We start from the raw sequence: 15,430 nt of genomic DNA, 5'->3' as shown, positions 1-15,430 counted from the left end.
CGTTACCTGAATTTGTGTAAATTGTAATCATATTTGCAACACCAGCTTCGTCTGTATAGGTTAATGTTCCTGTTGCTTGATCGCTCGTTAAAGACGTTAGCGTTTCCAGATTGGCAATAATTGCCGATAAATCTATCTGAGTAACTGCGCCATCTTCATCCATGTAATCTAAATTGATGCCGTCTGCATTTAATCCGATGGTCGTTAAGGTCTCATTAGCATCTATAATATTGGTGATATTATCTATAACATCCTGCAAGGTCACATTAACATCGGTATTGCCATCGTTATCGATATCAATCGTATTATCGGTAATACTAACGTTACCTGAATTTGTGTAAATTGTAATCATATTTGCAACACCAGCTTCGTCTGTATAGGTTAATGTTCCTGTTGCTTGATCGCTCGTTAAAGACGTTAGCGTTTCCAGATTGGCAATAATTGTCGATAAATCTATCTGAGTAACTGCGCCATCTTCATCCATGTAATCTAAATTGATGCCGTCTGCATTTAATCCGATGGTCGTTAAGGTCTCATTGGCATCTATAATATTGGAGATGTTAGTAATAACATCTTGCAGCGTAACATTAACATCCGTATTGCCATCGTTATCGATATCAATACTATTGTCTATAATGTTTACATTCTCTGAATTAACAGATATAACAACGATATTAGCAACATCATCTTCATCTGTATACGTTACAGTGCCATCTCCGTTATCTACTAGAGAGGTTAGTGTTTCTGTATTATCTACCACTGTAGAAAGGTTTACGGTACTAAGTACGTTGTCTTCATCCATATACTCTAGTGTGAAACCATCTGCATTAAGTGTAAAGGTTGTAAGTGTTTCAAATGTTGCCACATCATCACCATTAACAATTCTTTTCCAGGCAGCATCAGAATCCTGCCAGTAATAATATCCTGGAATGATATCTCCCATAGTATTTGTTGCGTACACAATAAGGCTATTAACATTACCGTTAGTAATTGTTGTAGTGTCTGTTGTACTTTGTAATACAACCCTTGGGATGAGCAATCCTCTATCTGATGCCGTAATATCTAATTGAGCAGAGTTGTCTGGAAGTGCATTTCCTATACCAACCTGTGCATTTATTATTGCAGAAAAAGATAGGCATACTAGTATTCCTAAAAGTTTAATTGTTTTCATAAGCAAAAGTTTACTTTAATAGTTTATGGTTATTTAAATTTCACTAAATAGATTAAAAGTTATAGAAGTTTTTTAAGCAGACTAACATGATCTTAATACCTTTGAGTTGGCCTGTTGTTACTATTTAATCCCGTGCCAAAGGTTATACTAATGGGGCATTACACAAAAAATGAACCTACAACTGTAGTCTTTAAGAAAATAAATGGTCTTGGTAGGTGATATGTGTTAAAAACTAGTACTTCAGGATAAATCTTACATATTTTCCTCTTTAAAACCACCTGTTTTGAACATAGACAGTAAGTGTTCGACTATATTGGCTAAACGGTTTGGATGCCATATTTTAACTTGAGTTCGGCATAATTTATATTCAAAATATTTGTCATATCGACTGAGCGAAGCCGAAGTACTCTGGATAAACTTTCGAGATATCTCAACATGATAAGATTTCTCCTCAATAGTTACACTATATACCTTTAAGTAAAATATATGTTACTCTCCGTAGCGTTTGAAATGACAAAATGTATTTGTTAGAATATTTTAAAATACTGACTATCCATTTGTAATAAATAGAACTGACGTTGGATCAAGATTAATTGTTGTGTTTATAATTAATTCAAAATTTCGCATTTTAAATTAATTATACTGTTTAGTGATTTACTTTTCTTTGCTCGTCCAAAGAAAAGTAACAAAAGAAAGGACGCCCCTTCGTAGGAATTTCTTCTTTTGCTGTCACTCAAGAAGAACCAAGCCCAAAATTTTGCGTCGCTCCATCGCTCTACCCAATGCTATGCTCCTGGTTTTCAAAATTTTGTTCTTTATTCTTACCAAGGGTCTGGGCTAGCCTCTTTGGTCTGTTCTTAACGATTACCTTAAAGCCTTGTAGAACGCAAGAAGAAGGATAATACCAAAGGTGCTTTTAATCGTAAACAGCAAGACACCGTCTTTGCGAGGACGATAGGACGAAGCAATCTGTTTAATAAAGAACCCTTGGAGGTATTTATAAATAATATAAGGCTTATTAAGAGAAAGTAAAATACGGAATACGGATCACACACAACTTTTGTGCATGATCCCTGACGTTATTTTATATGTAATGATTAGTAAGTAATCGTTAGTGTAGTGGTACCATAAAACCAAATGTTGCGCCTTTAGAATCTTTATGACTGGGTTCTACCCATATCTGGCCTTGACAGCTAACCAAAAGCTCCTTTACCAACTGTAAACCAAAACCTAAACTAGATTTTAACCGAAACGATTCTAAATGCAATAGGGGAGTTTTTTGAGACGATTGATTAAATAAATGCGCTGCCTCGTATTCAGTTAGGCCCTTGCCTTCATCTTTTACTAATATGACTAAGTTTTTATCTTGTATAAAACTACGTATCTGTATAGTACTTGATACGGGTGCCACTTTAGTGGCATTAGATAATAAATTACGAATTGTGATATCTACAACAGACACTGCCACAGTTTGTTTTTCCTGTAAAACTTCGGAGACATTAACGATAACTTGTAATTGTTTTTCAAAAATAATATGCTGCATTAAATCAATATTTTTATTAATGAGCCATGCAATCGATATGTCCTGTAAATCACTATTAGCATCCGTTAGCCTATTTTTAGTATAAAGCAACATGTCGTCTAGTAAGCTTAATGTATTATCTATTTGATTGTTTAATGTTTTTAAATTATTTTCAAAATCTTTTGCATGGTAGTTTTCATCCAGTTGCATACGTAATAAGGAACTTTTAATAGTTACTAATGGCGAACGATAATCATGAGATACTACTGGAATAAGCACTTCTTTTAAAAATTTTAAATCGGTATTTAGGGAATCTGTTTTAAGCTTTTCTTCTTCTAATAGCTTGTTAATAGTATTGGCATTCTTTTTTAGTTTTTTAATATATAAAATGCCTCCTATTGTTAAAGTAATACCTATTAAAACCAGTAACAATAACATTAATGCGTGTTTTGTTAAATCTCTTACTTAGTATTGGTGGCTTTTTAATAGAAACATGATACACTTTCTCTGCTTGGATTGCTTGCTCTGTTTTTAGAAGTACTGCGCTGTATTATTAATCGCTTGTACTACTAGTGCTGAAAAGTTCATGAATAATCTTTTATGGAAGTTTCAGGTTTTATATGTCATTTTTTTTAACTCTATTTTTATAGCATGCTATGTCTGGATGATAATACATAATGATAAAAAACGCCTAAAAGATTTAGACGTTTTTTTTATTATTATAATGTAGTAATGGGTTACACTATTTAATTAAGCTTAAACCCTATTTTAAAAATATAATGGCTGAAAAATGATAGTGAATAATTTTCAGCTTGTCTGCCTAAGGTTCCAGGTCTTGGTTTTTTAGTATTAATAAGATAATTAAAGGTTACTGGTTTAACATCGAAACCAATAAATAAATCTGGTGTTAAATAATAATCTAAGCCTGCAACACCATGTACACCTACACCTACCAATTCTACATGCTTGTTTCCATAACTAAGAATGTTGTTATCTGCATCAACCGTTGGATCAAAAACGGTGCTTCTAGAATAATCAAAAGGTAGTGCAAAACCAAAATAAGGTAATAGTCTTGGACTCTTTAATTCGTAATAAAATTGTACCCCTGGAGCAACATGTACATCGATATCATCTTCTCCAAGAACCGCACTATATCCAGGTACTAAAAGATCGCCTGTCGTGTCTCTTACTTCGGGGATATTAATAAGCGACGGTGTGTTTCTATAAGAGACACCTCCTGTTAAAGTAAGTACGGTTTTATTAGAAAGGAAATACTTGCCTTCTACCCCAACCATATTGGTTAAATTATTATTGTTATTGCTTAACGTAGTATACGTAGGTGCAGCTCCATTAACCACATTATTGCCTATGCTTGTGGCAGAACCCGAATCTAAAAAAACACCTTTTCCTAATAATAAAGACACAGTAAAACTACCTTTATCCGGCCTATAATCAATAGCTTTTTTGTCTTGAGCTATAGCCATATTCATGCTAAATAGTAATACAAATATTGCTAAGAATATTTTTTTCATAATAAAAATCTTTAAGAAATTAATTGTTTAATTGTTTAAGAGGGTGTCTAAAAAGTGTCATTCAGAATGAAAATGAAGCATCTCTTTAAAAATAAACATCTGTCATTATTTTGAGATTTTTCGATTTTAGTTTATGCTGAGCACAGTCGAAGTAATCAAAATGACAACTTACAGTTTTTTAGACACCCTCTTTTTTTAATTTAATCTTAAAGATTATGATAAAGCATCGTTCATTAATGCCAGATAGTTTTCTGCCAATTGTTCACGTTGAGAAATTTCTGATTCTAACAACTCAATACGCGCTTCAATTTCTGCGATATCTGTTAATCGGGTTTCTTCTAAATCAACCTTATCTTGTTTTAACTCTTCCAGTTTGTTTTTAGCTGATGTAATATTTTTCTTTGTCTCTAAAATAGCCACTTCCTGGTCTTTAATTTCTTCTGCTATTCTTTCCAAACGTTCTTCATAATCTGATCCAGCATAATTACTAGCCTCTAATTCTAATTCTAAACCTTCAAAGTAAATAATATCGCCTTCTAAATCATTAATCATGTCTTCATTTATAGCAACCTCTTGTTCTAATTGAAAAACTTGCGCTAATAAAGCTGAATATTCTGCAAATGTAGCATCATCTACAAGATCTGCTAAACGATTAAGTTCACGTTCACTATCTGCTAATCTTAGTTTATATACTTCTAAAGATGTTTTAGTATCTAATATATCATTTTCAATAGGTATGATACTTTCTAGTAGTGAAACAATATCTGAAGCTAAATCATATGCCGCATCGGCTTCTTCTTTTTCTCTTCTTGCATTTTCTAATTGAGTACTTAACGTCGTATCAAACGTTGCTTGTTTTTCTTTTAGTTCTACCAGTTCTGCTTCATAGTCTGCTAAAGCTGATTTTTCATTACTTAACGCTACTTGAGCATTTATAAAAGCAGATTGTGCCGCATTAAATGCATCTTCATTATAAACAATTGCCGTATCATCTGCTTCTACATCAAAATACTCACCGTCTGTTGGTACAGCTCCTATTACAGCACCTACTGGAAGGTCTGCCATAGTAAAATAAGCTTGGGCTTCGTAAGAAATTGGATCAGCAGTAGCATCTAATACTAAATGGTAAGTTGATGGAAAGTTGTCATTAGGATTTCCTGCTTTTCCATCAGCTCCTTTATCATCAACTGTTTTCCCCGAAGGATCATTATCAAAAATTGATTTTCTTGTATCAAACTCACTTTTTAAATCCTCTAAGCTATTTTCAATACTAGAAATTGATGTTTCTTTCTGTTTTATTTGAGCATCTACAGCCGCTATGTCATTAATTAAGTCGCTATACTCTGATGCTAACATAGAAACAGTATCGAAAACATCTTGTTTTTCGTCTTTGGTAGCCTCCGCATTGTCTCTATTTACTAAAGCCTGCTCGTATGTAATCGCCGTACCGCCTGTTAATTGTCCCAGTTCTTCTTGTACTTCTGCTAATTGGTCATTGAATTCAGATAAATAAACTTCCCAAGACTGCACACTGTTTTTTAAACCTTGTACCTCCGTTTTAATATTTTGGTAGTCTGATAAATCACCTCCAAATTTAGGAAGCTCGGTAGTACTAATTTCAGTAACTCTTGCGTTCTTTTCTTTATTCTCGGCTTTTAAGGCATCGATTTGCTTTTGAATTTCTATCACTTGGTTACCAACCGATGCTGGATCAGACTCCACGGCTTTTAATAAGCCTAGTATAAACTCATCTTCAACCAATTGATTTTCATACTGTGCAATATTAATTTCCTCTAATTCAATAGCTTCTTCTGTATCAAAAATACCGTCTGCTACTGTTGCATTTAATCTTAATAAATCGGCATTTAATGATGAAATAGACGATTTCAATGTCATTATATTTCCTTTTTCGCTTAAATATTGACCAAGATATTTTTCGGCTTCAGAAGATTTTGTTGCTTCTACATCTAATTTTAATTGAAGTAGCGCCTTAATATGTTCTTCTCTGGCTATTTCTAACGCATTTTGTGCTTCTAAAATTTCTAATTCATTTTGTGCTTCTTTTGCTATGTTTATTAAAAGTTGATACGCGGCATCTGCAGCTTTTAAATCTGCTTCCGCTTGTTTTAAATTAGATTGCGCACTAAGAAAAGCTGCTTGCCCTTGGTAAATCGCTTTTACTTCACTAGAGATTTCATCGTCTACACAAGACGTTACTCCTAATGTTCCTAACATTAAAACTCCAATAGTTAACTGTTTAAAATTTGTCATTTTTAAAAATTTGATTATTTATTTATTTTGATTTACATAAAGATATATTGACCAAAAACAAAACTTAGACACGATAATAAATTACAGTATATGAGCTCTTTAACTTTTAAGATAACAGCCTATATAATGCGTCATTATTTTCTTGGTCCTTGTGTTTATTAGACAAACAAGTATCTTTTCTTATAATTTTGGCAAAGGTTTTGCTAATTGCCCACTAGACAAAAAACAAACCCATAACTGGGGGGATTAGAAAATAAATGGTAGAAATAATCAACAGGTGTATAAACACCCCATTTAGATTAGGTTTATAGATCTTTCTGTTTTATAATATGAGTTTAACGTAACAGAAATGATAATTCATTAATTATCAATTAAATAAAGTTTTCATTTGTCATTCCGAACCGTTATTGAAATCAAAATATATTTTGATTGAAAATACTCAAACGAAGTTTACAAGGAGGCATCTCATAATTATGAGATTTCTCGAAAGTTTATGCTGAGCTTAGTCGAAGTACTACCATTGACGTTATTTGTTAAGCGTTTGATTTAAAGTTATTTCATTCAGAGCTCAGCGAACCGGCCTGCCGGCCAGATACTGTGTACCCACATCCTTTTAATCTATGATTCAATTGATTGCTCTCAAAATCTTGTAAGCACCAATACTGCGCCACGAATACACAAATATAGTCGCAGTGCAGTTATTTATTAGTATCCTTAGCGAGCGTATAATAATAGCGACATGGCATATGTTATACTAAGTATGAACACGAATCAGACTTTCAGTCTGTCAAACCTTTCTATAGACAGGTATATTGGTGAGACCAGCCTGCAGGATGTAGGTAGGTTTGTGTATTCGTGGCTAGCATTTTAAAGCTACGATGCTTTATTCATTAATATTTGTGGGTACACAGTAGCTGCCAGCCAGGCAGGGAATCTTTGGATAAATTTCTAGAGATTCTTCAGTCGTACCTTCTTCTGATGACACCCGATGACGTCATTTTATGCGCTTGATAAATTTTTTTATCTCTAATCTACCATTGACGTTATTTTATAAACACTTCTTAAATTGATGATTGACCTGGGTCTGGTCGAGCGCAGTCGAGACCTCCTTAAGACCTCTCGTTTAGCTACGCTAGGTATCTTCAATATAAAATACATTTTATATTTCGATAATGCTCGAGGGGACATTACGTCAATATTTTACACTGGATAAAATTTTTATTGGATGTTCTCAATGTGTGACATATAAAAATATTAATCGGTTATAAATAATAATTGTGGTTACTTACGTCGAACTCACGTTATTTTAAGGTATAACGGTTCGTTATTTATTAGTGCAGTGGTACCATAAAGCTAAATGTAGCACCCTTAACATATTTGTTATTAGATTCTACCCATATCTTACCCTCGCAACTGTCTAAAAGTTCTTTTACCAGCTGCAATCCAACACCCCAACTAGACATGGGTAGCGACCTATCTAAATGTAATAGACTTGTTTTTTGAGACGATTGACTAAATAAATGCGCTATTTCATATGCTGTTAATCCCTTGCCTTCATCTTTTACCGAGATGACTAAATGGCCATCTTGTGTAGACCCTGCTATAGTTATGGTACTGGATGTTGGTGCCACTTTAACAGCATTAGATAATAAATTACGAATGGTTATGTCTACAACAGAAACTGCTATGACTTGTTTTTCATGCAATACCTCAGACAAATTAATGACGACGTTCAATTGTTTTTCAAAAATACTTTGTTGCATTAAATCAATATTTTTATTAATTAACCATGCAATCGATATGTCGCATAAATCACTATTGGCATCCGTTAGCTTATTTTTAGTACAAAGCAACATGTCGTCTACAAAACCTAATGTACTATCTACTTGATTGTTTAATACTTTTAAATTATTTTTAAGTTCTGTTTCATTATAATTGTCGTCCATTTGAATACGTAATAAGGTACTTTTAATACATACTAATGGGGACCGGTAATCATGAGATACCACTGGAACGAGTACTTCTTTTACAAATTTTAAACATTTTAGGGTACTAGTCAGTGAATCTATTTGATAATTTTGTTGTTTTAATTGCTTGTTAAAAGCATCTTCGTTTTTTCTAAAATGTTTATCATACATTAATAATAATACTGTTAAGGTAAAAACCATTAAAACTAATAATGTTAAAATCATAATATTTTGTATATCTAAATACGACTTAAATCATATGGAATAAAAGATCAACTTCTATGTTTTTAGTCTTGATCTTTTTATATAAGCTGTTTAGATCTACTTTTAAAGACCTAACAGCTGTACGCACTTACGCGTTGTAAAGCTCTTGAAGAATTACATTTTTTTTATAAATTTTCTTCTAAACAGTTCTTATCTACTACTCTATTTTATTGAAAAAACCGCAAAAGTCAATTGAAAAACCATGATTCCCTGAGTTTTATAATCTAAAAGCTTAAACTAGTTCCGAGCCATATTGGTAAGTCCCTTCCTCATAAAAAGCTTCCATTTGCATAGTCATGTTCTTATAATATTAAGAACCAAAAAGACAGGCTAACTCACATGTTATTTATAAAATTAACATTTTATTTGCTCATTGGAGTTATATAAAACAGATGGTTTATTTATTGTGAATTAGCCATTTATATGTGTGTAAAAAAACCTTATAATATGCTCATTTTTAAAAACTTAAAAAAGGAACAGTTTATACAATTCACTACAAATTAATACCCTATATTTTGGTCTAAAATCCCTGGGATTAATTGTGCAGATGGTTTAGGTAATAATCTATTGTTTTCTGTGACATTTGGATGGACATCTTTGTTTACCTCAACGACCATTTTTTTACGTACCAAATCAAACCATCGGTTTAATTCGAAAGCCAATTCCCAATGTCGTTCTTCTATGACCGCTTTATCAAATTCTGCTTGGGACATGCTTGTTGGAATATCCACACTACTCGGTGTATTTATATCATCAAAGCCTTCTGCGCGTCTCCTCACCTGATTAACAGCTTCAAGTGCCGCAGTGGTTGGTGCGCCTTCGGCATTATTTTCGGCTTCAGCGTATATTAACAGCACATCTGCATAACGCAATAAGACAACAAATCCTTCGCCATCGTTGCCTACAGTATCACCAGCATCTCTGTATTTAGCCATGTGTGGTTGTACGCCAGCATCTTCCCAACTGGTTCCATCGGCAAAAACCGAGGTAAACGTAGCGTCTTTTCTTGGGCTATTAGGAAACGCATTGAAAAACCGGTCTTCGCTATAAAAATCACCCCAACCGCCTTCGCCATTGCCCCAATGGCGCGATGCTACATGTAAATGACTTCCTGAAATGCCATCTGATGCTATAGAGCCATAAAATGCGAAAATAAATTCTCTATTGGTTAACTTATTTTCTTCTTTCCATAAATTTGCAAAATTAGGTTCTAGACTGTAAATTCCTGAGTCTATTACTTCCTTTGCTTTATCTCTGGCTAATGCATATTTTGATGTATCTTCTAAAGGCCATCCTGCCATAGTAAGATAGACCTTAGCCAATAATGCCTTAGCAGCACCTTTGGTAGGTCTTCCTTTTTCTTCAAAACTATCAGGTAATTTTGATTCTGCATCTTTTAAATTTGCTATAATAGATTCATAGATCTCAGTTACAGTAGCTTGTTTAAGGTTTTCTACATCACTTTGATTTTCAAAAGTGGTTAATTGTACTTCGCCAAACCAACGCACTAAAAAGAAATAATTGAATGCCCTTATAAACTTCGCCTGACCTTCCAGTTCGTTTAGCCGTTCTTCAGGGATATCTGCATTACCAAGATTACCAATGATGGTGTTGGCATTAGCAATAGATTGGTATAATTGTCTCCATACATTAAGAATGGATTGGTCGCTGCCATTTGGTGCCAACCTATCCAAATCTAAAAAAATGCCTGCATCCGAACGTACATCCTCGGCACCAGAAGTCATTATTAAAGGATAGCCATAATCAAAACTGGAATAACCAGAATACAACGGCCTAAAAGCTCCAGCTAATGCTGATTCAAACTCACTTTCGGTAGTAAAGAACGTTTCTGGATTTAATAATGATGGTGGATTTTCATCTAATTCTATATCTGCACAGGCTGACCCCATCATACAGACAACTATTAATACAAGTAGCTTTTTCATTTAATCATTTTTTTGAGGTTAAAACTTAAAATTTAATATCTAGTCCTAGTGTATATTTTTTTTGCGAAGGAAACGACGCTAAATCTACACCTGCAAAAGCATCGGTAGAGGCACTATTTGTCGCAATATCCCCTGCATTATTAGATTCTGGATCAAACCCAGTATAATCTGTAAAAGTAAATAGATTGGTTCCTGTTGCATAGACTCTTGCAGATGAAATACCTAGAGACTTAGTAAGCATTTTGGAGAAATTATAGCCCAGAGTGATGTTTTTTATACGTATGTAAGAACCATCTTCTACCCAACGACTGGAATTACGAAAATTACCAAGGGCTGCATGTCCAGGAATATCTGTATTCTCGTTAGTAGGTGTCCATACATTTAAAAGGTTCGTACTCGTTCCTGCATCTTTTGATTCGGTTTGAGCACGGGCAATGTTATAAATATCATTCCCTTGTACACCAATTACTAATACATTAAGATCCAGATTTCCATATTTAAAGGTATTGTTCCAACTAAAGTTATAATCGGGCAAAGCATTGGCTATATTTACAATATCGGCATCATTAATGATCCCATCATTATTTTGATCTACATACTTGGGCGAACCTGGTATTACATTATAAACCGATGCCAAAATAGCTTCATCACTTTTCCAAACCCCATCATATTCCAACCCTCTTACCAATCCTATAGGCTGTCCCACTTCTAACCAAATAGCATCAGAAAATCCTGGTAATCCTGCACCTCCAAGTCTAATTTCGGTTTCGCCACTATTCAAGGCAACTACATTATTTTCATTTCTAGAAAAGGCTACCGTACTATTCCATTCAAAGCGATCATTCTTTAACGGAATGGCCGATAATAAAATTTCGAATCCTTTATTTTCAACTTCTCCAGCGTTTACCAGTTGTGTTTGAAATCCTGAAGATTGAAACAAAGCTCTTTCTAACAAAAGGTCTACAGTATTCTTTTTATAATAATCTGCTGTAACCGACAAACGTCCTTGAAACATGGTTAAATCCATCCCTATATTTAATTGTCTGGTGGTTTCCCATTTTAAATCTTTATTAGGGGCTTGGGTAGATAGGTTTATCCCATTAGTAAGTCGATCTCCATTAAAAGAAAAATTAGATCCCGTTACTAATTGAGAAAGGGACTGATAAGGGCGTATAGCTGCATTCCCTACCTCTCCAAAACTTCCTCTTAGCTTTAAATTATCTACAGTGTTTGAGTCTTTTAAGAAATTTTCTTTAGAAATATTCCAAGCGCCTCCCACAGATGGAAAAAAGGCCCGTTTGTTATTTTCGGCAAATACAGAAGCAGCATCCGATCTACCAGTAATATTGACTAAGTACTTGCCATCCATAGAATAATTGATACGTCCCATAAAAGACTCTAAAGATTGCTCGGTTCTGTTAGAAAAAGGAATGCCTGGTAAGGTTCCCAAACTTAAATCGTTATAAGTTACAGCATTGGTTAAAAACCCTCTGGCACTTGCAAAACTACTGTTAAATTTAGTTTTTTGTTGCTCGTATACCGCCGTAAGTTTTATGCCGTGCTTGTCTCCTATAGTTGTATCGTAAGTAAGGATGTTGGTGTTCTGAAAACTGTTAAATCTGCTATTAGAAATAGAAGCTTCTCGATCTGTTTCTCCACCATTCACAACCTTTTCATTGTAATAAAAGTTATTCTCGTCGTCCACTTGTTGGTAAGATCCCATAATATTAATCTTAAGCCCATCTACAATGCGATATTCCACACTAGGGTTAAGAATAATTCTATTAGAATAATTATCTCGTATAGGTTCCAGGGCTAAGGCAACCGGATTAAATTCGGTATTAGGACCGACTCCCCCACCTGGTTGAGAATAGGTACCATCTTGATTAAAGATAGGTCTGGTAGGCGAAAAAAGGAAAGACGCATAAACCGGGCTGCCCTGTCTGTCTCTGGAATTTAAGATTATTGGATTATCTTTTGTTAAATTGATAAAAGAGTTAAAATTGAACTTGAGCTTCTCATTAATATTCACCGATATATTTGGACGTATTGAAAACCTTTTAAATCTAGACCCAATAACAATACCTTTGGTTTCTAAAAAATCACCAGAAATATTATATGTTGTATTGTCTGTTGCCCCACTAACGTTAACATGGTGGTTATGAGTCGCCCCTGTTCTAAATATGGCATCTTGCCAATCTGTCCCTGCGCCTGCATCAAAGCCTGCAATATCTGCATCTGAAAATACTGTAGGCAATGTTCGAGCTGCTCTGTTATCGTTAATATACCGTGCATATTGAGATGCATTAAGCAAATCTAGTTTTTCTCTTACGGTATGAAGCGTTGTAAACATATTATAAGAGATGCTAGGCTTGCTTCCTTTTACACCCTTTTTTGTTGTAATAAGTATGACACCGCTTGCGCCTCGAGATCCGTAAATGGCTGTAGCCGAGGCATCTTTCAAGACTTCCATAGATTGAATATCATTAGGGTGTACATCACCTATACTAACGCCCTGCGCACCATCTATAATAATTAATGGATTACTCCCCCCATTAATAGAACTAACCCCTCTAATTCTTATAGACACATTCGCATTGGGAGAGGCATCATTGTTATTAACCTGCACACCTGCTACTTGTCCCTGTAATACTTCGTCGGCTCTCGCTAAAGGAATGCTTTGTAATTCATCTACTTTAACAGAAGCTACAGCGCCTGTAACATCGCTCTTTTTTTGTGTTCCATACCCCACAACAACCACGGCATCCAATTGGGCCGCATCTTCTTGTAATTGTACGTTTATAGTTAGCTGCTCATTAATGGCGATTTCTTGGGTAGAAAATCCAAGGTAACTAAACATTAAGGTGCCATTCGTAGGCGCTTCTATGGAAAATTTTCCATCAAAATCTGAGGCGACTCCTATAGTTGTGCCTTTTAATTGTACAGATACTCCAGGTAAAGGTTGGCTACTATTTGCATCTGTAATCGTTCCCGTAATGGTTTGCTGTGCAAATGCCAGGCTTGTTGTTAAAAACAAAAATAATAGTGTTAGTTGTAGTCTTTGTTTCATAATATATCTGGGTTGTTTTCAATAATTATTTAATGGTTCTTATTGTTTTATAATATTTCTATGATGAAATCTTTGGTTGAACTGTTTTTAAGTTTGTCACAGACAGCAATCGGCACCTCATCATAAGACCAGGCATCGCCAGTAACAATACGCATTCTAACAGCTCCTTTTGCAGCATTAGCGGGTACTTCTATCGAGGCATTAAAAGGGCCATCATTTAAATCACTACCTACACCAAATACGTGTGCTAATTCATCATCGCTACTAAAATTACCATCACCGTTCCAATCGATCCAAACCATGGTTCTTGACCAATTATTTGATTGTACGACTTCTAGGGTAAAACTACTACCAGAGCTAATATCAAGAATTTCTTCTGAATAGAAAGCGTAGTTATCTTCTGGTTGTAAACCATTATGATTGATATTGGAATTTCCTCCTGTGGTCGTTACACTTTCAACATAATACGATCCTGTACCCGATACGTCACAATACATTCGCTGCACCGTTATATTAACCGTTTGCCCAACATCTCCATTTTCCATTTTTGCAGTTATAACAGCTTCTCCAGTGCCTATTCCTTTTACACCTGCAACCAAACCGCTCTCGTTGATCTGTATTTGTGCAACATCTTCATTACTTGAAGACCATGTTACTTTTGGATGTGTGGCATCTTTTGGAGTGGGCGTAACCACTAATGTTTGTACTTGCCCTAATCCTAATTGAACATTTGATTCGTTTAGCGAAATTTGATTCAACGAGATTATTTCTTCATCTTCATCACATGACATATTAAAAAAGACAGGTATTGATAGCGTCATGAATATTAGATAGCTTTTCAGTTTTAATTTATTTTTTTTCATAGTTGAATGATTAATTAATAGTTAAATGCATGAAATAAGTTTAATTATAGTGTCCTCACTTGACCAATTGTCAAATAAAAGTTTTATATCGTTATATCGTCATGTAAAACTTGATTCCCTTCATAAAACATAACTAAATGGTAGTCTCCCGAAGGCCAATTAGATGTATCTATATAAAATAAAGGAAAAGCATTGGGGTCAATCTCAGACTGATCAATCTCATCATAAAAAGCAAATGGATTTTTTTTGTAAATTAATATCTTGGTTAATTTGTCATTAGTTCCTGGGTAAACAGATCTAACTCCTACAGTAGGAGTTAATAAGGTCTCATTTTGTTCAACAAGAACAATATCCTTAGCTGCGTATAAATCAATCATAATTTTTTTCATCAAAGCGGTATTACCTGGATTAGCCGCATAAACAAAAAACATGGACGTAATAAATACAATAGTAATGACCTTTTTTTTCATAATTAATTAATTTAAAGATTGTTATATAATATATACTCCTTAGAAATCGCTCTTAAGCAATTATATTTTTGACCAAATTATTATTTCTTTTCATATGATAGGTTGAAATAAATAGGAAACCAAGGGGGGTATTTTCATATTTGTAACAATTTACAGAACCCTCTCGTTATTTCATTTTTAAAATGGTCATTTTAACTCTTAAAATGGTTGTTTTAACTATAGATAGAAATAAAATGTACTTTGATAATCCGTATTTTAAAATATTTTAATTCTGTCATTCAGACAAGGAACGAGGATGCATCTCATCATGATGGGATGTCTCGTCACTCATGCTTCGCTCTGTCGACATGACAA

9 protein-coding genes are annotated in these 15,430 nt (G+C 34.2%); all 9 read right to left on the bottom strand.

All coding sequences use genetic code 11. The features are described from left to right. Window positions 1-1,171 (bottom strand): phage tail-like protein (locus Q4Q39_RS05075; protein WP_496559731.1); only part of this gene is annotated, 1,171 nt, incomplete at its 3' end. A gap of 1,111 nt (window positions 1,172-2,282) precedes the next feature. Next, window positions 2,283-3,131: a sensor histidine kinase gene (locus tag Q4Q39_RS05070; protein WP_303281291.1), complete on the bottom strand. Its 849-nt coding sequence runs from the start codon at window positions 3,129-3,131 to the stop codon at window positions 2,283-2,285. 308 nt (window positions 3,132-3,439) lie between these two features. Beyond that, entirely contained in the window at window positions 3,440-4,225 is a 786-nt protein-coding gene (locus Q4Q39_RS05065) for a BT1926 family outer membrane beta-barrel protein (RefSeq protein WP_303281290.1), read from the bottom strand. A gap of 213 nt (window positions 4,226-4,438) precedes the next feature. Next, window positions 4,439-6,496, bottom strand: a complete 2,058-nt coding sequence (locus Q4Q39_RS05060) for a coiled-coil domain-containing protein (protein ID WP_303281289.1) — start codon at window positions 6,494-6,496, stop codon at window positions 4,439-4,441. Window positions 6,497-7,827: 1,331 nt separating this feature from the next. Then, window positions 7,828-8,688, bottom strand: coding sequence for a sensor histidine kinase (locus Q4Q39_RS05055; protein ID WP_303281288.1), 861 nt, complete (start codon window positions 8,686-8,688; stop codon window positions 7,828-7,830). Window positions 8,689-9,227: 539 nt separating this feature from the next. Continuing rightward, window positions 9,228-10,673 carry a RagB/SusD family nutrient uptake outer membrane protein gene (locus Q4Q39_RS05050; protein WP_303281287.1) on the bottom strand — a complete coding sequence of 482 codons (1,446 nt, stop codon included), beginning with the start codon at window positions 10,671-10,673 and terminating at the stop codon, window positions 9,228-9,230. A 25-nt stretch (window positions 10,674-10,698) separates the two neighbouring features. After that, the gene (locus Q4Q39_RS05045) at window positions 10,699-13,743 is read right to left on the bottom strand and encodes a SusC/RagA family TonB-linked outer membrane protein (RefSeq protein WP_303281286.1); all 3,045 of its coding nucleotides are present in this window, start codon (window positions 13,741-13,743) and stop codon (window positions 10,699-10,701) included. 47 nt (window positions 13,744-13,790) lie between these two features. Then, window positions 13,791-14,606, bottom strand: coding sequence for a GEVED domain-containing protein (locus tag Q4Q39_RS05040; protein WP_303281285.1), 816 nt, complete (start codon window positions 14,604-14,606; stop codon window positions 13,791-13,793). Window positions 14,607-14,689: 83 nt separating this feature from the next. Beyond that, a complete protein-coding gene (locus Q4Q39_RS05035) occupies window positions 14,690-15,076 on the bottom strand; it encodes a hypothetical protein (protein WP_303281284.1) in 387 nt (128 codons plus the stop codon). Window positions 15,077-15,430 lie beyond the last annotated feature (354 nt).

This window comes from Flavivirga amylovorans (assembly GCF_030540875.1).
In the GTDB taxonomy this organism is placed as follows: Bacteria; Bacteroidota; Bacteroidia; order Flavobacteriales; family Flavobacteriaceae; genus Flavivirga; species Flavivirga amylovorans.
The sequence above is the reverse complement of the archived record's forward strand: the minus strand, read 5'-3'. Positions and strand labels throughout refer to the sequence as shown.